Here is a 20,495-nt window from a genome sequence, read left to right on the forward strand (position 1 = left end):
CAGACCATGCTGACAGCTGTATGTCAGCAGCAGTTTGGTTGGGTCTTCCGAGAGGCGGAGGGCCCCGATCACATACTATGATCACGCTGTGAGGATGGCGCACCGCCTTGGCCCTTGGGCGAAAAAGTCTACTCGCAGACGGAACGCAAACACCTCGCTATGCCTGCGTGTTACTCGCCGAGGATGGTTCTGACGTAGTCTTGCGTTTCTCTGAATGGCGGCACATCACCGTATTTCTCAACCGCCCCCGGACCGGCGTTATAGGCCGCCAAGGCAAGTCGCCATGTCCGGAAGCGCGCATATTGCTGCGCAAGATATCGCGCGCCACCTTCAAGGTTTTCGCTCGGGTCGTCCGGATTGACCCTGAGAGCGCGCGCGGTGTCAGGCATAAGTTGGGCAAGACCGCGCGCACCTTTCGGAGACACAGCCTTGATGTTCCACCGCGATTCCTGATCCACCAATCGCAAGAACAGGTTCTCCGGCACATTGTATCGGCGCGCCGCACCGCGCGCTTCTTTCAAAAGCGTGCCACGATATGCCCCGGAATAGGCCGGAACACCTGTGGATTCATCCGGTCGTAGCCTGCTAGAATGCGCGTATTGCTGCGCCGCGCGCCCATCAAGCACACGCAACTGGCGTTCAAACCCTGTCATTTTGTCAGATATGTCTGCCGCCGAGCCAGCACCCGCCAAAACGAGGCTAAACACAGCCGCACACCCCCCAAGAGCACGCAAAATCACTCACTCCATAAAAACACTCACCAACTCTAATTGTTTTTTCTTTAAAATTCCAGTCTGCTAACACTTCACGCCCTGTTAACCCTGAGAACCCATGTGTAATCTCGCGCCAACTTTTGAAGAGATTCGTCGGGAGGCAAAAATGGCAGGGTCGGTCAACAAAGTGATTATCGTGGGCAATCTGGGTCGCGACCCAGAAGTGCGCACCTTTCAGAACGGCGGAAAAGTCTGCAACTTGCGGATTGCCACATCAGACCGCTGGAAAGACAAAAGCTCGGGAGAGCAGCGCGAGCGCACGGAATGGCACTCGGTCGCGATTTTCTCCGAACCACTTGCCCGGACGGCCGAGCAATACTTGAAAAAGGGCTCCAAGGTTTACCTTGAGGGCCAGCTTGAGACCCGCAAATGGCAAGATCAGTCCGGTCAGGATCGCTATTCGACCGAGGTTGTTTTGCGTCCCTATAATTCGACAATGGTCATGCTGGACGGCCGCAGCGGTGGTGATGGTGGCGGTGGCTATGGCGATGACCGCGGCAGCGGCTACGACAGTGGATCAAGCTACAGTAGTGGCGGAGGTGGCGGTGGCAACCAGCCTGCTCCTGCCGGCGGTGATCTCGATGACGAGATCCCGTTCTGAACCAGCGATGAGTATTGCGGTTTGGCGTCTCAATGACGCCGATACCGAAGATGCCCTTTCGCTTTATGCTGAGCTGACGGACGGTCCGACTGTTTTTGTCCCTGAAGATTTTGGGACCGTCCTTGGACAGGGCAGTGCAGAAGTGTTTGGGCGCAAATGGCCGATCGGATTGTGGCGATGTTCACCCTCCATGTGCTGGCGAACGTCACCTGGGGCGGTAGCCCCTATGCGCTTTAAGAAAACGTCGTCAATGCTGAAGCCCACCTTAGAAAAGGCATCGGCAAACAGGTGTTGGTAGCAGCGGTGGAGGCCGCTTAGGCCAATGGCTGCTTCAAGATCATGCTGTTGACAGGCCAAGGCCGAGGCGCGAAGGGCCTTTATGCCTCAGTCGGATTCGGTGACAACGCCAAATTCGGCATGATCCTGCGACGCCCTTAACGTCCTTTTAAGGCGTCTTGCAAAACGCTGTGAACGACACCGCGAGGAATATCACTTGTCACGAAGGCCTGCCCGATCCCACGCACCATGATATAGCGCAGCGCGCCATCTATCACTTTCTTGTCCTGCCCCATGAGATCAAGCAACCCATCAGCATCCGGCAAATCGCCCTGAATATCGCGGATATCTGTCTTCATTCCCATTTTCTTTAGGTGGTCGCGCACACGGCTTGGATCTTCTTGCGAACACAGCCCGGCTTGCGCCGAGACCTCAAATGCAAGCGCACAGCCTATTGCGACCCCTTCCCCATGCAAGAGCCGGTCGGAATATCCCGTCGCCGCTTCAAGCGCATGACAAAAAGTATGTCCCAAGTTCAAAAGTGCGCGATCCCCTTGTTCGGTCTCGTCACGCTCGACAATATCCGCCTTCATCTGCACCGAAACGCGGACGGCCTCAGCCCGCAAACCTGCGTCCCCCATGGCCATAGACAGCGCGTTTTTCTCGAGCCACTCAAAGAAGTTTGCGTTGCCCAGAAGCCCGTATTTCACCACCTCGCCGTACCCGGCAAGGAAATCGCGTGTCGACAAAGAATCCAGCAAGTCCACATCGGCCAAAACAAGCGAGGGTTGATGAAACGCACCCACAAGGTTCTTCCCATGTGACGTGTTAATCCCGGTTTTCCCGCCAACCGAACTGTCAACCTGAGCCAGAAGTGACGTCGGCACCTGCACAAACCGCAATCCGCGACGTGTCACAGCCGAGGCAAAGCCCACCAAATCGCCGATCACGCCACCGCCAAGCGCGATGACAACGTCGCGCCGCTCAAATCGCTCGCTCAACAGCCACTCAACAGCGCAAGTCAGTCCGTCCCAGTTTTTGGTCCCCTCGCCCGGTGGCAGCGAGAGAGAGGACATCGTTATCCCTTCCGCCGCAAGCCCTGCATGAAGTCCCGCAAGATGCAGCCCGGCAACCCTATCTTCTGTGATAACTGCAACGTGCTTTCGCTGTAAAAGCGGTGCAATCTCAGCCCCTGCTCGGCACAACAAATCCGTTCCAATCCGCACATCATAAGAACGGTCACCAAGCGGGACATGGACAGTTTGGATGGTCATAGAACCTCCTCAAGGATATCCGAGCGGGTTAACAGGACCTCGATCACTTTGTCCGTCATTTTCTCAATCGAGTAGCCTTCCTGCGCATCAACGACCAATTCTGCCTTCGAATACTCCGGCACGCGCGCGGCATATAGGGTTTCCAATGTGGCGCGCGGGTTGTCAGTCAGCAAAAGCGGACGCGTCGTTTTATGGCTGACGCGGCTCCACAAAAGATCAATATCAGCCCGCAGCCAAACAGCGATCCCATAATGAGAAATAGCCTCTCTGTTGGTCGATTGCAAAAACGCACCACCGCCCGTCGAAAGAACCCCGACCTGGGTCTCCAGAAGTCGCATGATCACCTGAGCCTCTTTTTCGCGAAAAAACGGCTCGTCGTAAGCCTCGAAAATCTCGGCGATCGCCATATTGGAGGCGGCTTCTATCTCGGCATCACTGTCCAGAAAAGGGACCGCCAATCGACGCGACAAAGCCGTGCCAATGGCAGACTTCCCCGACCCCATCATCCCCACAAGGGCGACAGTTTTTTTGAGCTGGAATGGCAAAACGGCAGCGTCCCGCTTATCTTTTGACTTCATTGGTGTGAATGGCGTGATCTTGCCGAAAAGACCAGTTATAAATGGCCATGAGAACCGTGTGCACGCGGCAGGGGGCCCGCCAAGGGTCAGAGGCAAAAGGGTAATTTGGATGCTCCGTTTATTGAAGCTCCTGTTCGTCCTGGTGGTGTTGATCGCCGTGACAGTCGTAGGATATGCCTATCTGGGCGATTTACGCCCGGGACAACAGGATGTGAGCGAACCAGTTGAACTGGACACGAACTAAATTTGCGGCACTTGTTTTGGTGCTGGCGACCGAACCACTCTCCGCGCAAGCGGCGCAAAGTGGCGCGGGTGAACCGCTATCGGCCATCGACTGGCTATCTGATTCGGTGTCTTTTCCCCCGGCCGTTAAAGTCGTTCCGCCGATTGCACCGCCCGCATCTCCGGTGCCGACAGTGACCGTGTCGACGCTTGGCGCACCCGTGGCGGATGATGCAGGCCTTTTCCCTGCCGAAGACATCGGCCTTTCGGAGACTCTTTGGGGTTTAAGCTCGGCAAGTGACCTGGCCCGCGCTCTTCTTGCGGTCCCCGAGATCACGACCCCGACACTGCGAGCCTATTTCGCGTCGCTCATTCAAGCGGATTTCAACCCGCCAGTCGACGCTGCCGTCGACAACAGCCTTTTCCTGGCCCGACTTGATACGCTTCTCGCACTCGCAAAACTCGATGAGGCCGAGGCCCTGATCGAAGCCGCCGGCCCACCGGAGCCTCAACGATTTCGAAGATCGTTCGATATCGCATTGCTAAAGGGAACCGAGGCCGGCGCCTGCCAGATCATCTCGACGAACCAGGATATTTCGCCGACATTCCCGACCCGTATTTTTTGCCTTGCCAGAAACGGTGAATGGGACGTAGCCGCATTGACCCTTGGCACAGCAGAAGCGCTAGGCATCTTGTCCAACACTGAAGACCAGCTTCTTCTCCATTTTCTCGATCCTGATCTGTTCGAGGGCGAAAAGCTTCTGCCTCGACCCGCCTCGATCTCGCCTCTGCTGTTTCGCTTGTATGAAGCTATCGGCGAGCGGCCTCAGACAGACGCTCTTCCGATGGCTTTCGGCGTCGCCGATCTGTCCGAAACCGTAGGCTGGCGCATCCGATTGCGCGCCGCCGAAAGGCTGACCGCAGCGGGCGCGCTTTCGGCTGAAGGGCTTCTCGGCGTCATGTCAGACCGACGGCCTTCCGCCTCTGGTGGTATCTGGAGCAGGGTCGCCGCCATTCAGGCTGTCCGCGCGGCCTTAGTCGACGGGAATGCGGCAGAGATTAGTCGAACGCTGCCGCCCGCCTGGGATGCGGCAGTTTCTGTCGGCTACCACGCCGCTTTGGCCCCATGGATCGCCGAGCATATTCAGACAGTCACGCTACAGCGGCGCGCCCACCATACGGCGTTTGAGATCGCCTTGTTCAGCAACAATATTGATATGGCCCGCCAATACGCCGGATCGTCCGCAGACGACCAAACGCTTCTCGCCATATTAACGAATTCGCCCTTTGAAATCAGGAATGCAGCACCGCTTGCGATCGCTGTTCGCCGAAGTCTGTCGGGCCTTGCGCCAAGCGAGAGCTACCGCATGCTGGTCCGCGAAAATCGGCGCGGCGAAGCGCTTTTGAAAGCCATCGCTGTTCTTGCTGAAGGGATGGACGCTGACCCGAATGCCATCGCCGACGCGCTTTCCCTTCTGATGTCATTTGATCTGGATATCCTTGCACGACGCATTTCGGCCGAATTACTCTTGGAAGATAGTCAGATATGAGCGATGCGCGCCTCATCTCGACTTTCTTGGAAGCGCAAGCAGCCGAACTTGATGCAGCCGTGAACACGCAGCTCGCCTATGCGCGCGATCTGAATGACTTCAGCGGCTGGTGCACAGTCCACAAAATGGGTCTGATGGAGGCCACGCAAACCGATATTGAAAGCTATCTCGTTGATCTTGAAGCCTCTGGCCTTGCGCAATCCACACGCGCGCGCCGTCTTTCTGCGATCCGTCAGTTGTATCGGTTTTCCTTTGAGGAAGGCTGGCGCGCAGACAACCCGGCTTTGCGTATTTCTGGGCCAAAGCGTCGCAAACTTTTGCCGAAAACCCTGACAGAAGCCGAGGTCGACGCTTTGCTTTCAGCCTCGCGCGACAGCGGCCGCGCCGGCGATCGCTTGCGCAACACCTGCCTGATGGAGCTCCTTTACGCGACCGGCATGCGCGTCAGTGAATTGGTCTCGCTTCCCGTGTCGGCCGCGCGCGGAAATCCACAGATGCTTCTGGTGCGTGGGAAAGGCGGAAAAGAGCGCATGGTCCCATTGTCGCCACCGGCACAAGGCGCTCTCGTCGAGTGGCTCAAAAGATGGGATGAGACCGAGGAAACCGCGCGCATAGCAAAGGCGGCCACACCCTCGAAGTTCCTCTTCCCGTCGCGCAGCAAAGCGGGCCATCTGACCCGGCACCGGTTCTACCTGATGATCAAGGAATTTGCGGTCGCAGCGGGAGTGTCTCCTGCAAACGTCACGCCGCACACGCTTCGACATGCCTTCGCGACGCACCTTTTGGCGCATGGAGCCGACCTGAGAGTCATCCAGACGTTGCTGGGCCATGCCGATGTCGGAACCACCGAGATTTATACGCATGTTCTTGAGGAGCGACTGCGTGATCTGGTGCTCGAACACCATCCAATGGCGCAAGACTAGCCCGCCCTAGCGTCGCAATTCGTCTGGCAGGATGTCCTCGCTTGGCCAAAGCCCTATTTGCAAAGCGACGTCATAGCCCTGCACCAGCCCCGCCCCCTGCATCGCGTTTATGGCGGCATGCACATCGTAAGAAAGCCGCTCAAACGTCACGTCCCCCCGATCCAGAACAGCAAACCGTGTCTCAGGTCGGCCATCATGCGGTGGCATTCCGACCGCACCCGCATTGATCCAACTGTAGTCTCCAAGCCGTCTTTGAAAAGCGATACCCGAGTGCCCCGCAACGATGCCGTCAATCTGCCCGGTTAGGGCCTCCAGGGCATTAATCTCGTCCTCGAAGTCCTCTGCCGCAGTTGAGGGCCAAAGAAAACGGTTGTTTGCGGTCGCACCACCATGAAGAACCGCGTAGCGCCGTTCGCCTTGTTGAAAAATCCCGATATCAGGCAGGGCCGCCATCCATGCCCTGTCGTTTGGGCCTATCTGGGCCGCCGCATGGGGGTACCAGCCGCGCGAAAGCATCTCACATGTGCTGCCTGGACCGAAACCGCAGCCACAATCGCTTGCCGCATCCGCAATCTGACGCTCGCAATTCCCGGCAACCAAAGGCCAGCCGCTCTGGCGCACCAAGGCAACCGAAGCCGATGCATCTGCACAATACGCAACCACATCACCGGTACAGATCGCCGGGCGATCACCGATGGCCTTGATCAATGCTTCCAAGGCCTGAAAATTAGAATAAACGCCCCCAGAAAGGACCAAAGGACCATCAAACCGGCCAAAATCCTGAACCTTCATTGCCACATATCCTATGAATGTTCCCTTGAACGACTGGACCTCAGCCCCCATAACACCTCAAACTTATCCTTTGTCATGACCTATGGACCCCTCTTCACAAATGCTTGATGCCGCCTTCTGGATCACCGTCGGTTCGATCCTGGCTCTTTTGATCCTTTCGGGATTTTTCTCGGGATCGGAAACCGCCCTTACAGCCGCGTCCCGTGGCAAGTTGAAATCGAAGGCCGAGAAAGGCTCAAAAGGGGCCGAACGCGCGCTGCACATCACCGAAGACAGCGAACGACTGATCGGCGCGGTTCTTCTGGGAAATAACCTGGTCAACATCTTGGCCGCATCGCTGGCCACAGCGCTTTTTACCCGGCTTTTCGGCGAAAGCGGCGTGGTCTTTGCAACGCTTGTCATGACAGCCCTTGTTTTGATCTTCGCCGAGGTTCTGCCGAAAACCTACGCCATTTCAGACCCCGAACGCGCGGCATCGGCCGTTGCCGCGCCCATTCAGGTGCTTGTCACAATTTTTGCACCAGTGGTTAACTTTGTGCGGCTTATCGTGCGCGGCGTCTTGCTTTTGTTTGGCGTGCGGATTGATCCCGACAGTCGCATCATGTCGATGCGCGAAGAAATCGCCGGAGCTTTGCAGCTTGGCCATTCCGAAGGGGTCGTCGAAAAAGAAGACCGCGACCGCATTCTAGGGGCTTTGGATCTCGCGGACCGCACAGTCGAAGAAATCATGCTGCATCGCAGTCAGATCGAAATGATCGACGCCGATTTGCCGCCCGCTCAGGTTCTTGAGCTATGTCTTGCCTCGGCTCACACCCGCCTGCCCGTTTTCCGCGGCCAAAAAGAAAATATCGTTGGCGTCATCCACTCAAAGGATCTCCTGCGCGCGATGTTTGTCCGTCGCGCTGAACAGTCCGATGTAGAAGGCCCCTTTGAGGGCTTTGACATCCTCGACGTTGCTATGAAGCCCTACTTCGTACCTGAAACGACAACACTTGATGAGCAAATGCGGCAGTTCCTGCGGCGGTCGACACACTTTGCTTTGGTTGTTGACGAATACGGGGCGTTGGAAGGCCTGATCACTCTGGAAGACATCCTGGAGGAGATCGTCGGCGAGATTACCGATGAATTCGACATCGGCGAGGACTCGCCACTGCGCCGCACAGATGCCGGAGACGTCATCGTCGACGGCGCCATGACCATCCGCGACCTGAACCGCGCAACAGACTGGAGCCTGCCCGACGAGGAAGCCAATACTATCGCGGGCCTTGTGATCCACGAGGCGCAATCCATCCCGTCCAAGGGGCAGACTTTTTCGTTTCATGGGTTCCGATTTGAAATCCTTGATCGACAGGACAACCGCATCACACGGCTAAAAATCCGCCAGCTGATCTGATCACGTGTCTTTTTCGAAGATGATGATCACATCACCGATGTCGACGCCAAAACGCTTCACATAAGCGCGGTTCAACAGACGATCATCGGACAAAAGCCACATCCAGTCGTCAAATGTCACTTTGATTGTTTCGACCGATCCGTCAGCCGATGGCACTGGCAAATCAATGGTGTACCGCCAGTTGAACGTATCGCCCCGTTCGATGCCGGTGGCGACCCCCTCGACACCCGGAGCCGTTCCCTGCCAGCGGTCTTCGCCTGTCTTCTCAAGCGTCCAGACCCGCCGTTCGGTCGCGCCATCCTCATAGACAAAGTCTTCTACAAGTTTCAGCGTCTCTCCGTCATACGTGCCGGTGATCGTTACATCAAATCTGCGACGGACAGTTCCAAACACATCCTGAAACTGACCGCGCGCGACGCTTGTGCCGACAAAGAAGGTTTCCAGATCAAGTTTCCTGTCACTAAGAACGACGTCCCCGCCCCCAGGCTTGCCCGTGCAAGCCGCCAGTGCGACGAAAGATAAAACAATGATGAGAGTGCGCATTCTAGACTCCTTCGTTCTTTTACGCAGCAGGTCGCGAACCGGATGCAGGCGCGCTTTCCCGAAGTCCCGAAAACCCCCACCCGGCATTCACAAGTAATATATTCTGGGGTGCTCTACAAACCTCTGCCTTGGCCGGCCCGGAGCATGTTGTGCGATCAGTTGACATAAAAGCGAACAGTTTCCGGGCGCGCAAACTATTATTCTGGAGCGCATGATGATGGTCCGGGGGCGGTTTGGACTTACAAATCAGCCTATGGCAAGGCTCCACGAAGCGATAATGAACTCGCTGACCAGGTCACATCACCCCTCGAAACGGGCAGATAGTTGCGTGCTATCAACCAAAGGTCTCAACTCATACCGGCGAGATCACTGGTCTTGAGGCGCTAGCACGCAGAGACCACCCGACGCCTGGTCTTATCTCTCCTGCGTCACTTTTAGGGTTGATTGAGCAACTTGGACTGTCGCAACGCATTGCAGAAGTCGTACCGAGCCACGCGTTGAGCCCCCTCCGCACATGGGTGCCATGCCGATTTTAACATCCCTTCGGTATCCGTCAATTCCTCAACCGATGAACTCCACAACCCTCGCCTTCCCGGGTTTTGCAATGGGAACTTGATCGCTTTGGTCTCATGCCAGATGGTCTACCGATCGTGGTCTTGGAAAACGGTATCGCCAAGTCGCAAGAGGACATCATTTCCCGCAACCTTCGGGCGACGGCGGCAATGGGATGCCTGAGTGACCACGACGATTTCGGGGCCAGTTACACAAGCATCCTGAATATTCGGAAATTCTCGGTGTCGCGCCTGAAAATCGACCGACAGCTCATTTCCCGTGTCGACGCGGATGCAGATCACCGCACTCTGGTCTCGGCCTTGCTTGCGATGTCCGAGCAATTAGGCATTGAACCCCTTGCAGCAGGTGTTGGAACTCCCGAGGAGCATACGCTCCTCGCCCAATTCGGTTGCGCCCATATTCAGGGCTTCAATCTTGCCCGTCTCCTGCCGCGTGATTATAGTGTGGCATGGATGGGGGATTGTCGTCTGGGTCTGCCTTGACAGCCCCCTGTGCCACTTCCATCCGCCAAAACCGTGGGTTCATAGTTGCTCACGATGCGCCACAATCCCAGCCTCAGCCCAATTGATCCTCACAAGAAGACAGCAACTGCACGCTTTCGTGACCGAAAACGCTTGACCTTTGGGCCGCCGGACGGTTGAACCACCTCCAATCCAAAACCCCAGGTGGCACTCAATGGACGACCAGAACAGGAACCTTCTGCTGGCTATGGTGTTGAGTACAGCCGTACTCTTCGCCTGGTTTATTCTATTTCCGCCCCCGGACGCGGTTGAACCGAATGCGGTTACGCAAAACGGTGTGGTTGTCCTTCCCGAAGCCGAGTCTGCAACGGGCGCACCGACGAGTGCCGACGGCGGAGCAGCGGCACCGGACGCGATACAAACCACAACGGCAAACGCGCCGCGCCTCGACATCGAAACCGAAAGCCTCACCGGGTCCATCTCATTGGCTGGTGGTCGTATCGACACGCTCTTCCTGAACGATTACGAAGAAGAACTCAGCGGGACGGATAAGGTCGAGTTGCTCGCGCCAATCGGTACCGAACAACCCTATTACACCGTGTTTGGGTGGGCGCCGGGAGGCAGCCTCAGCGGGGATGACGTTCCAGGCCCGGACACCATATGGTCTGCTGAAAGTGGCACAAAACTGACCGCAAACACCCCAATCGTTTTGCGCTGGGACAGCCCCGCTGGCCTTATCTTCCGCCGCACAATTTCGATTGATGAAAAGTTCATGTTCACGGTGGCGCAAGCCGTCGAAAACCCGACAGAGAACGCAATTCGAGTGGCACCATACGGGATTGTAGCCCGCCATGGCGAGCCCCAAGACCTTATGGGCTTCTTCATCCTGCACGAAGGCGCGATCCAGATGGTTGATGGCGTCCTAAGCGAGATCGACTACGACGACATCCTCGGCGAGACCTCCGAAGCCCAGATCACAGAAAGTGGCTATGTCGGGTTCACAGACCACTTTTGGATGACCGCGCTGATCCCAGAGGAAAATACGCCTCACACGTCCCGCATACAATACGTCGCCGGTTCGGACGTCTACCAGGCTTTGACCGTATATCCCACGATCGACGTCGCTGCGGGAACCTCGCGCGAAACGACGACGCGCGTCTTTGCTGGCGCAAAGGAATGGGACACCATCCGCAATTACGAGGCGGGTCGCAACGTCATTGGCCTCCGCGATTCCGTGTCGTACTTTTTCGGGTTTTCTGATCAAACCGGCATCGACGGTTTTGTCGAATCAATCGACTGGGGTTTGTTTCAATTCCTGACAAAGCCAATCTTCTTCATTCTCCATGAACTGAACTTGGTCATCGGAAACATGGGCCTATCTATTATTGCCCTGACCCTCCTCATAAAAGGGATTCTGTTCCCGCTGGCGCGGAAGTCCTACATCTCCATGGCGAAGATGAAAGAGCTCCAGCCAGAGATGGAGAAAATCAAAGAGCGCACAGGCGATGACCGCCAAAAGCTTCAGACCGAGATGATGGGTCTCTACAAAAAGGAAAAGGTAAATCCGGCGTCCGGCTGTCTGCCCATTCTTCTCCAAATCCCGATCTTCTTCTCGCTGTACAAGGTGATCTTCGTCACCATTGAACTTCGGCACGCGCCTTTCTTCGGGCCATTCCAAGATCTGAGCGCTCCCGATCCGACTTCATTCTTCAACGCATTCGGCCTGCTGCCCTTCGCGGCACCGGATGCCGGAAGTATTCTGGCCCTGATCTTCATCGGCATCTTGCCGCTCTTGCTGGGCATTTCAATGTTCCTCCAGCAAAAGCTCAACCCCGCCCCGACGGACGCAACACAGGCAATGATCTTTGCCTGGATGCCTTGGGTTTTCATGTTCATGCTTGGCAGTTTCGCCAGTGGCCTTGTCGTCTACTGGATCGCGAACAACACCATCACGTTCGTGCAGCAGTACACCATCATGCGTATGCACGGCTATAAGCCAGACATTTGGGGCAACATTCGCTCGGGGCCAAAGGCGACCGACAAGCCAGACGCCCCTAAAAAAGACAGCGCGCCGTCCAAGAAGCCGGGCCCGAAGTCAAAAAAATGACGCCCACCGTCAACCAGATCTTGCGCCACCCGCTGAAATCTATCGGCCGGGAATCACTCGCAGAAGTAGAATTAAGCGCTGGCAAATGGCTGCCCTTCGATCGCAAATGGGCCGTTGCGCACAGGCGCTCGAAGCTGGACGGTGGCTGGGCAAAAAAGGTCAATTTTCTAAGGGGAGTCGCCGCCCCGTCTTTGATGGCGATCGAGACAACACTCGATACCACAACCAAGTCTTTGACGGTGTCACATCCTGCGCTGGATCAAATCACTATCAGCCCGGACACCTCTGAAGGCGAAGCCGCGCTTTTGGAGTGGCTCCATGATCTTTGGCCCATCGACCTTCCGTCACCGACCCACATTTACAGGGCCTCCAACGCGCACCTGACGGATGTGCCGGACCCTTGGATTTCGATCAATTCCACAGCGTCTCTGAAGGCACTATCTCACCGTGCCGGCACCGACTTGTCTCCACATAGGTTCCGTGGAAATATTTGGATTGACGGGCTTGCTGCCTGGGATGAAGCCAAATGGATAGGCAAGCGCATTCGGGTCGGAGACGCCGTCCTTGAAGTCAAACAGCAGATCACACGCTGCAAGGCAACTATGGCAAACCCGGACACCGGTCATCGCGACGTGGATGTGCTTGGGACTTTGAATGACCTTGGTCACCAGGAGTTCGGTGTCTACGCCGCAGTTGTCGAGAATGGCCACGTCGCCCTTAAAGCGCCCGTCGAGGTTCTATGATGAAAATGCAATTTCCCCTCGCAGCCTTTGAGCCCTCCGAACTGGAAATGGGACGAAGGCTCTTTGCCGGAGAAACCAATTTTCTCAAAGGCGTCGTCGCAATGGATGGCTTGCCACCGGCGGATCGGCTTGAAGTCTGTTTTGCGGGGCGCTCGAATGTTGGAAAATCCAGCTTGATCAATTCTCTAACGGGGCGAAGAGGCCTTGCACGCGCCTCCAACACGCCCGGCCGCACCCAGGAGATCAACTTCTTCACCCTCGGTGAAGAACGCTATCTGGTCGACTTGCCAGGGTATGGATTCGCAAACGCACCCGTCAAAGTCGTCGAGAAATGGCAGCGCCTGTTGAAGGCCTATCTCGCGGGCCGCCCAAACCTGCGCCGCGCTTTCGTGCTGATCGATGCGCGCCATGGCGTCAAATCGGTCGACGAAGAAATTCTGGCACAGCTCGACACCACTGCCGTGACCTTCCAAGCCGTGTTGACGAAGGCCGACAAAGTCAAAGCTCACGACCGCGAAAAAGTGTTGGAACAGGTCCGCGCCGCACTTTCAAAACACGCGGCAGCTTTCCCTGAGATTGTGCTGACCTCGTCTGAAAAGGGCGACGGGATAGACACGCTTCGCGCGATCATTGCCACGCTGGCTTGAGCCTGCCTCCACAAAGCTCTAACCAAGCGGCAAGAGGACATATATGAGACCCCGCGATATGAACCGCGACTGGATCGCAACCGCCAGCACCTTAAGTCAAGCGCTGCCATATCTGCAGCGCTATGAAGGTGCGACCATCGTCATCAAATTCGGCGGACACGCCATGGTCGACGATGACGCCATGGATGGCTTTGCGCGAGACATCGTCCTCATGCGTCAGGTCGGCGTGAACCCGATTGTGGTCCACGGCGGCGGCCCGATGATCAACGAAATGCTTGGGCGACTGAATATTCAGTCTGAGTTCGTGAATGGCAAACGTGTGACCGACGCAGCAACCGTTGAAGTTGTCGAAGCGGTCTTATCCGGTCTTGTAAACAAGCGGATCGTGCAAGCGATCAACAGTCAGGGCGGACGGGCAGTTGGCTTGTCCGGCAAAGACTCCAATTTGATGATCTGCGATCAAACAGATGTCGACCTCGGCTTCGTGGGAACGCCCGCTGATTTGGACCCCACTATTCTGCGCACACTTACGGATGCCGAGAATATCCCCGTCATTGCGCCCATCGGTGCAGGCCGCAACGGCGAGACCTTCAACGTCAATGGCGACACGGCCGCGGGCGCAATCGCCGCAAGTCTCGCTGCGGATCGCCTTCTGTTGTTGACCGACGTCGAGGGCGTCAAAGACCGGGATGGTCAGGTCCTCACCGAAATAACGCCGCCGCAAATTCGCGCGCTGACGGCTGACGGGACAATCTCTGGCGGTATGATCCCCAAAACCGAAACCGCGCTTGCTGCCATCGAAGGCGGCGTACGGGCTGTCGTCATTCTTGATGGGCGTGCGCCAAATGCGTGTTTGCTCGAACTATTCACGGATCACGGCGCAGGCAGCCTTATTCGCCCGGCGCGATGACGCTCGCAATGATTGCAGCGCGCGCAGGCGTGGATTACCTCGACGTATTCGGCGCCTTTCACACCACAAAAGCAGACAAACTCGATGCGAAAACGGTCGTTCTTCTAGGACCCCAGGAACCGGGGTTTTGGCCATATTTCAGCCGATCACCCGAATACCTCGATAGGGCGAACGATCCGCTGGACCGCTGGTCAAAACGCGTCATCACGAAGGCCGCAATGGATTTAGGCGCAGAGCCTCGCTTCCCGTTCGGCGACCCGGTTCAGCCCTTTCTATCCTGGGCCGTCCGATCGGGTCGCGCGTGGTCCTCCCCGGTTCATCTGCTTGTCCATGACACCGCAGGTCTCTGGGTCTCTTTTCGCGGCGCAATCCTCGTGCCTGAATTGCTTGACCTCCCCGCACCGTCGGCCTGCCCATGCCATACCTGCATCGTGAAGCCATGCCTTTCTGCCTGCCCCGCACAGGCACTCACGGTGCAGGGCTACGGCTTAACCGCTTGCCACAGCTATTTGGACACGTCGCCGGGGCAACACTGCATGGAAACTGGCTGCCAGGTACGCAGCACTTGCCCTCAAAGCCAAAAGTATCACAGGATAGAAGCACAAAACGCTTTTCATATGGACCAGTTCCACCCATGCCGCTGACCCTGATCCTGACACGTCATGCGAAATCAAGCTGGGGCGACCCCAAGCTTGACGACTTCGATCGTACCCTGAATGAACGCGGACGCCGCTCGGCGGATGTGATTGGCGCATGGTTGACGGCACATGGATACCTGCCAGATCTTGTGCTCGTTTCCGGGGCCCGTCGCACAGTCGAAACCTGGAGCCGAATGGCCCACCATTTCCCCGAAACCGCGACGATGGAAAGCAATCCAGCGCTCTATCTTGCAAGCGCGCAGACGATTTTAGGTGTCTTGCGCACACAAACAGCCCCGACATGCATGATCGTCTGCCACAATCCCGGCATCGCAGACTTCGCCAGACGAATAGTCGCCAAACCGCCGCCCCATCCCCGCTTCAACGACTATCCAACCGGCGCGACGTCCATCATACGATTTGAGGCCACAGACTGGAGCGCGATTGAGTGGGCGACTGGCACGGTAGAAGACGTGATTGTCCCTAGGGATTTGATCGACTGAAACGAGAGAGACCGGACACAAAAGGTCCAGTCTCTCCGATCAGTGGAACGCCGGTGCGCAATCAGTGTCCGAGAATTTGGCTCAGGAACAGCTTGGTACGATCCGACTTCGGAGTAAGGAAGAACGCTTCCGGCTCGTTTTGTTCAACGATCTGACCCTCATCCATAAAGATAACCCGGTTCGCAACCTGACGGGCAAAGCCCATCTCGTGCGTCACACACAGCATCGTCATACCTTCTTCGGCAAGCTCGATCATCGTATCAAGCACTTCCTTGATCATTTCAGGGTCAAGCGCCGACGTCGGTTCGTCAAACAGCATGATACGCGGCTTCATACAGAGCGAGCGGGCAATCGCCACTCGCTGCTGCTGACCACCCGACAACTGACCGGGGTACTTATCAGCCTGATCAGGGATTTTCACCTTCTCAAGGTAGTGCATCGCCACTTCTTCGGCTTCTTTCTTGGGCGTTTTACGCACCCAGATCGGGGCCAGCGTCAGATTCTCAAGGATCGTAAGGTGCGGGAACAGGTTGAAGTGCTGAAAGCACATCCCTACTTCTGAGCGGATCTTGTCGATGTTTTTAAGGTCCGATGACAAAAGCGTGCCATCAACCTCGATCGACCCCGCCTGATGCTCTTCCAATGCGTTAATGCACCGGATCAGCGTCGACTTGCCGGAACCAGACGGGCCACAGATAACAATCCGCTCGCCCCGCTGGACCGTCAGATCAATGTCACGCAGCACGTGGAACGTACCATACCACTTGTTCATGTTATGGATGGTGATTGCCACTTCATCCGAAACTTGCAATTTTGCGGCTTCAGCCATGTTCGCGCTCCTTACCGGTGATCTGTTTGCAGCTGGCGTTCAAGCCACTGCGAATATTGCGAGATGGAATAGCAAACGACGAAGAACAGCAGCGCTGCAAAGCCGTAGACTTCCCAGTAGATGCTGATCCAATCAGTCGATTGCTGGATCGGACCACGGATCATGCCGACGATATCGAACATCGAAATGACCGACACAAGCGTCGTGTCCTTGAACAAACCCACCGCCACGTTGACGATACCCGGGATCGAGATCTTCAACGCCTGAGGCAGGATGATCAGGCGCGTGGCCTGCACATAGTTCAGGCCCAGACTGTTGGCCGCCTCGTATTGACCCTTCGGCAAAGCCGCAAGCCCGCCCCGGATCACCTCAGCAATATAGGCCGAAGAGAACATCGTGATCATGATGATCACACGCAGGATCAAATCGAAGCTCGTTTCCGGAGGCAAGAAATAGGCCAGCATCACATTCGCCACAAACAAAAGCGTGATAAGCGGCACGCCCCGGACGAATTCGATGAAGACCACGCAGACGCCCTTAATCAGCGGCATATGCGACTGCCGCCCAAGCGCCAGCACAATGCCCAGAGGCACAGAGAGCGTCACACAGACCGTTCCAAGGATCATACACAGCATGAACCCACCCATGTCCCGCGAAGGCACGGCCTGAAGCTCCAGTGGAATAATGCTATTAAAAGCGCCGGATACCGGACCAAGCAGATAGGCAAGCATGATATAGATCGCGAACAGCGCCGTCACGATTGTTACCAACCCACCGTCTTCGGCACTTTGGTAAATCGCATAGCCCACGAAGATGCCCATTGGGATAACACAGACATAGGTGAAAATACCCGCGGCCCAGAACACGGCATAGGGAATGACACTTAGACCGGAGCCACCAATATTGCTTGCAATAAAGACCAGCTCGGCCGCCCCTTTGAACAATAGCCAAGCAAGCCCAAGACCGAACAAAAGACCAACAACTCCCGCAAGTATCTGACGCATGTTGACGGCCATGCCCTCAACCAAACGAAACACAAGGCCCGTGGCAACAATCGATCCAGCGACCAAGACGGGAAGCCAAAGTGTGCCGCCCCAGATCAGCCAATACGCAAGGAATGGATAGATCGCCGTCAAGATCAGCATCTTCCGGGGAAATATCTTGCCAAACAACGCAGGTGCTGCCGCCACAAGTAGCAACAAGAATGCAACGAGCGGACGCCAGTATGCATCTTGCGGATATTTGAACCCAAAAACCAAATGGTCCCAGCGATCCACAAGAACTGCAAAACAAGCGCCTGTCTTGCCTGCCAGGATGTCTCGGCATTCACGGATCGAGTCTGCCTCCCACACACCATTGTAGAACCACGGTGCGGCGCCAGAAACGATGCTAATAACAAAATAAAGCGCAATCAGTGTCAGAATGGTATTGAACCACCCCGAGAACAGATTCTCACGGATCCATTTTATCGCTCCCGTCTCGCGCGTTGGCGGCGGCGAGGGTGGAATTTCTGACGTCCGCACAAAGGCGACGTTTTGAGCAGGTGTGTCACTCATATCAACGCTCCTGAAGCTTCATGCGGTTGTTGAAGATGTTCATGAAGAACGAGATCAACAGCGACACAGTGAGATAGAACAACATCAGCAATAAGATGGTTTCAATCGCGCGACCCGTCTGCAAAAGGGTGATCCCTCCAAGCGTACCGGTGACATCCATATACCCCACGGCAATCGCAAGCGACGAGTTCTTGGTGATGTTCAAGTATTGCGAAATCAACGGCGGAATGATGACCCGGAGCGCCTGTGGAAGAACCACAAGGCTCATGATCTGGTTCGGCCGAAGCCCAAGCGCGCCCGCGGCTTCTGTCTGACCCTTCGAGATCGCAAGGATGCCCGCGCGGACGTTTTCCGCAATAAAGGCCCCGGTATAGATCGCCAGAGCGAACCAAAGCGCGATGAGCGAGCCAAGGATCGTGATGCCACCACGGAAGTTGAATCCCTTAAGTTCAGGATACGACAGCGTGATCGGATTTCCGAGGATCAGTTGAACCAGGATGACCGGAACAAAGAACAAGGCGATCGACGGCCACAAAACCGGAACCATCTTGCCGTGGTCGAAAAGCTGTTTTCGCGAATAGCGCCGATACGCGAAAATCCCGACAATCGAGGCAAGCAAGACCGCAACGACGATCATCGACCCGTCGCCCCAAATCGGCTTGGGCAGGTAGACACCCCGGTTTGTCACAGCGATCGTGTCAAAAAACATCATTGACGCGGTGGCGTCGTCGCCTCTGAAATCGCGCGGTGACGGTGCCACATTGATCATGATCGAGAAGATAATCAGGATCCAGATAAGCACTGGCACATTGCGGAAGATCTCGACGTAGACCGCCATGATCTTGCTGACGATCCAGTTGTTCGACAATCGCAGCACGCCCGCGACCACGCCAAAGATAGTGGCGGTGATGCAAGCGAGGAACGCGACGAGCAGGGTATTAAGAAGACCAACAACAGCTGCACGCCCGTGACTGGACTGGCTGTCATAGTCGATAAGACGCTGGTTAATATCGTATCCAGAAGGCTCGCCCAAAAAGGCGTAGGAGATATTAAGGCCGGCAGCCGTCAAGTTCCGCACCAGATTTCCGCCGACGAACGCCATAAAGGCGATGATGGCGATAAGTGCGATGAACTGAAAAGTTAGGGATCTATAACGCGAGTCGTTCAAAAGCATTGAAAGCTTGAATGACCCGGTCGAGGCCGTGACCGGCCGGTCGGCAAGTGTCGTCATGAGTGACGTTCCCCGTCGAATTGGCGCTTATTTTCGCACTCTTGTTGGTGCATGCGCGGTCCAATGTCTGGCCTTACCAGTAGACCAGAAGGCAAAAGGGCGCGAATTAAATCGCGCCCCTTCTATTGTTGTTAACGGAACGGTGGCGAGTAAAGAAGTCCGCCGTTGGTCCACTGTGCGTTCAAACCGCGAGCCAGACCGATTGGAGTGGCCTCACCGATGGTCTTTGCAAAGATTTCACCGTAGTTGCCAGCAACGCCGATGGCACGCACTGCCCAGTCACTGTCTAGACCCAGCATCCCGCCAAGGTCACCTTCGCTGCCCAACAAGCGGTTGATTTCCGGATTGTCGGTACCAGCAGCCAGCTCAGCAAGGTTGACAGACGTCACACCAAGCTCTTCCGCAGCGATCAGTGCGTTCAGCGTCCAACGAGCAATATCAGCCCATTCGCTGTCACCGTGGCGAACAAGTGGGCCAAGCGGCTCTTTCGAGATGATCTCAGGCAGAATCGAATGTGCCGTTGGATCTTCGAAGTTTGCACGTTGTGCGGCCAAAGCCGAAGCGTCCGTGGTGTAAGCGTCGCAAGCGCCTGCAGTGTACTGCTGGGCGGCTTCTGCACCGGTTTCAACTGGCACTGGCTCGTAAGAGATGCCGTTACCGCGGAAAAAGTCCGCAAGGTTCAGCTCGGTCGTGGTGCCGGTCTGAATACAAATGGTTGCACCGTCGAGTTCTTTGGCCGACGAAACACCCAGATTACGATTTACAATGAAGCCCTGGCCGTCATAGTAGTTAACACCGGTAAATTCGAATTTAAGGTCAACGTCACGGCTGAAAGTCCAGGTCGTGTTACGCGCAAGCAGGTCGATCTCGCCCGAAGCAAGCGCTGTAAAGCGGGTCTTGCCAGTTGTTGGAACGAACTCGACAGCGGTCGGGTCACCCAGAACAGCTGCAGCAACCGCGCGGCACACAGCCACGTCGAAGCCTTGCCATACCCCGTTTGCATCCGGCTCAGCGAAGCCCGGAACGCCCGTTGTCACGCCGCAGTTCAATTTGCCACGTGCTTTAACTTCGTCCAAAGTCGAAGCGCCAGCGACACCCGCTGCCAAAGCAGCGGTCGCCAAGGCGCCAAAAAATATAGTCTTGTTCATTTTTACCTCTTCCTGATTTTCCGTAAATGAGCGGTCGTACAGACTCTCCCAAGCCTCACACAAAGCTGGATCGCAGCAAGCTACGATCCAGTGCCGCGCAGTCTGCGAGGATTCAGGTACTCACGTCAAGGGCAGGTGCCGCTTTTCTAAGCCACCCCACTTCCTTCATAAGGATTTTTGAAATCATAGCCTTAACTGTTCCATCCCGGACGATCACATAGACC

At 56.1% G+C, this 20,495-nt stretch carries 19 protein-coding genes and 1 pseudogene; 11 read left to right on the plus strand and 9 right to left on the minus strand.

The features are described from left to right. Positions 1-170: 170 nt before the first annotated feature. Complete coding sequence (locus tag Q1B15_RS12975; protein WP_299754229.1) at positions 171-692, minus strand: lytic transglycosylase domain-containing protein; 522 nt, start codon at positions 690-692, stop codon at positions 171-173. Positions 693-879: 187 nt separating this feature from the next. Here Q1B15_RS12975 and ssb point away from each other — a divergent pair, with 187 nt between their 5' ends. Beyond that, complete coding sequence (gene ssb, locus Q1B15_RS12980; RefSeq protein WP_295450990.1) at positions 880-1,374, plus strand: single-stranded DNA-binding protein; 495 nt, start codon at positions 880-882, stop codon at positions 1,372-1,374. Between the two features lie 434 nt (positions 1,375-1,808). Here ssb and aroB read toward each other — a convergent pair whose 3' ends face one another. Together aroB and Q1B15_RS12990 are read right to left on the minus strand one after the other, a co-directional pair. Continuing rightward, positions 1,809-2,924 (minus strand): 3-dehydroquinate synthase, encoded by a 1,116-nt coding sequence (aroB, locus tag Q1B15_RS12985; protein ID WP_299754200.1) that lies wholly within the window; start codon positions 2,922-2,924, stop codon positions 1,809-1,811. Continuing rightward, positions 2,921-3,502, minus strand: coding sequence for a shikimate kinase (locus Q1B15_RS12990; protein WP_295450997.1), 582 nt, complete (start codon positions 3,500-3,502; stop codon positions 2,921-2,923). The genes aroB and Q1B15_RS12990 overlap by 4 nt, the downstream gene beginning before the upstream one ends. Positions 3,503-3,611: 109 nt before the next feature. Between Q1B15_RS12990 and Q1B15_RS12995 the strand changes: the two genes are divergently transcribed. Genes Q1B15_RS12995 through Q1B15_RS13005 form a run of 3 tightly spaced genes read left to right on the plus strand, consistent with a single transcriptional unit; the run spans position 3,612 to position 6,197 of the window. Then, positions 3,612-3,746, plus strand: coding sequence for a hypothetical protein (locus tag Q1B15_RS12995; protein ID WP_299754202.1), 135 nt, complete (start codon positions 3,612-3,614; stop codon positions 3,744-3,746). Next, a complete protein-coding gene (locus tag Q1B15_RS13000) occupies positions 3,727-5,274 on the plus strand; it encodes a hypothetical protein (RefSeq protein ID WP_299754204.1) in 1,548 nt (515 codons plus the stop codon). Before Q1B15_RS12995 ends, Q1B15_RS13000 begins: the two co-directional genes overlap by 20 nt. After that, positions 5,271-6,197 carry a site-specific tyrosine recombinase XerD gene (locus Q1B15_RS13005; RefSeq protein WP_299754206.1) on the plus strand — a complete coding sequence of 309 codons (927 nt, stop codon included), beginning with the start codon at positions 5,271-5,273 and terminating at the stop codon, positions 6,195-6,197. Before Q1B15_RS13000 ends, Q1B15_RS13005 begins: the two co-directional genes overlap by 4 nt. A 6-nt stretch (positions 6,198-6,203) precedes the next feature. Here the strand turns inward: Q1B15_RS13005 and Q1B15_RS13010 are convergent, their stop codons facing one another. Then, positions 6,204-6,989, minus strand: a complete 786-nt coding sequence (locus tag Q1B15_RS13010) for a metallophosphoesterase family protein (protein ID WP_299754208.1) — start codon at positions 6,987-6,989, stop codon at positions 6,204-6,206. 82 nt (positions 6,990-7,071) lie between these two features. On the opposite strand from Q1B15_RS13010, the gene Q1B15_RS13015 reads away from it, so the two are divergent. Next, complete coding sequence (locus Q1B15_RS13015) at positions 7,072-8,382, plus strand: HlyC/CorC family transporter (RefSeq protein ID WP_295451008.1); 1,311 nt, start codon at positions 7,072-7,074, stop codon at positions 8,380-8,382. Here Q1B15_RS13015 and Q1B15_RS13020 read toward each other — a convergent pair whose 3' ends face one another. After that, a complete protein-coding gene (locus Q1B15_RS13020) occupies positions 8,383-8,925 on the minus strand; it encodes a DUF3833 family protein (protein WP_295451011.1) in 543 nt (180 codons plus the stop codon). It abuts the gene before it with no gap. Between the two features lie 320 nt (positions 8,926-9,245). Between Q1B15_RS13020 and Q1B15_RS13025 the strand changes: the two are divergent. The 6 genes and pseudogenes from Q1B15_RS13025 (at position 9,246) to Q1B15_RS13050 (ending at position 15,507) form a co-directional block, all read left to right on the plus strand. After that, positions 9,246-9,980: pseudogene (locus tag Q1B15_RS13025) on the plus strand (EAL domain-containing protein). A 193-nt stretch (positions 9,981-10,173) separates the two neighbouring features. Further along, entirely contained in the window at positions 10,174-12,066 is a 1,893-nt protein-coding gene (gene yidC / locus Q1B15_RS13030; RefSeq protein ID WP_299754211.1) for a membrane protein insertase YidC, read from the plus strand. After that, positions 12,063-12,809, plus strand: coding sequence for an MOSC domain-containing protein (locus tag Q1B15_RS13035; RefSeq protein ID WP_299754213.1), 747 nt, complete (start codon positions 12,063-12,065; stop codon positions 12,807-12,809). Before yidC ends, Q1B15_RS13035 begins: the two co-directional genes overlap by 4 nt. Beyond that, positions 12,809-13,456, plus strand: coding sequence for a ribosome biogenesis GTP-binding protein YihA/YsxC (gene yihA, locus Q1B15_RS13040; protein ID WP_299754215.1), 648 nt, complete (start codon positions 12,809-12,811; stop codon positions 13,454-13,456). Before Q1B15_RS13035 ends, yihA begins: the two co-directional genes overlap by 1 nt. Before the next feature lie 43 nt (positions 13,457-13,499). Further along, positions 13,500-14,366: an acetylglutamate kinase gene (argB, locus tag Q1B15_RS13045; RefSeq protein WP_299754217.1), complete on the plus strand. Its 867-nt coding sequence runs from the start codon at positions 13,500-13,502 to the stop codon at positions 14,364-14,366. Positions 14,367-15,000: 634 nt separating this feature from the next. Beyond that, positions 15,001-15,507: a histidine phosphatase family protein gene (locus Q1B15_RS13050; RefSeq protein ID WP_299754220.1), complete on the plus strand. Its 507-nt coding sequence runs from the start codon at positions 15,001-15,003 to the stop codon at positions 15,505-15,507. Between the two features lie 61 nt (positions 15,508-15,568). Here the strand turns inward: Q1B15_RS13050 and Q1B15_RS13055 are convergent, their stop codons facing one another. The 4 genes from Q1B15_RS13055 to Q1B15_RS13070 all read right to left on the minus strand — a co-directional run bounded on the left by Q1B15_RS13055 (position 15,569) and on the right by Q1B15_RS13070 (position 20,271). Further along, a complete protein-coding gene (locus Q1B15_RS13055; protein ID WP_299754222.1) occupies positions 15,569-16,336 on the minus strand; it encodes an amino acid ABC transporter ATP-binding protein in 768 nt (255 codons plus the stop codon). 11 nt (positions 16,337-16,347) lie between these two features. After that, entirely contained in the window at positions 16,348-17,892 is a 1,545-nt protein-coding gene (locus tag Q1B15_RS13060; protein WP_299754224.1) for an amino acid ABC transporter permease, read from the minus strand. A gap of 1 nt (position 17,893) precedes the next feature. Further along, positions 17,894-19,123 carry an ABC transporter permease subunit gene (locus Q1B15_RS13065; protein WP_299754225.1) on the minus strand — a complete coding sequence of 410 codons (1,230 nt, stop codon included), beginning with the start codon at positions 19,121-19,123 and terminating at the stop codon, positions 17,894-17,896. A 131-nt stretch (positions 19,124-19,254) separates the two neighbouring features. Continuing rightward, complete coding sequence (locus Q1B15_RS13070) at positions 19,255-20,271, minus strand: amino acid ABC transporter substrate-binding protein (RefSeq protein WP_299754227.1); 1,017 nt, start codon at positions 20,269-20,271, stop codon at positions 19,255-19,257. Positions 20,272-20,495 lie beyond the last annotated feature (224 nt).

It is taken from the genome of uncultured Boseongicola sp., from assembly GCF_937988555.1.
In the GTDB taxonomy this organism is placed as follows: Bacteria; Pseudomonadota; Alphaproteobacteria; order Rhodobacterales; family Rhodobacteraceae; genus Boseongicola.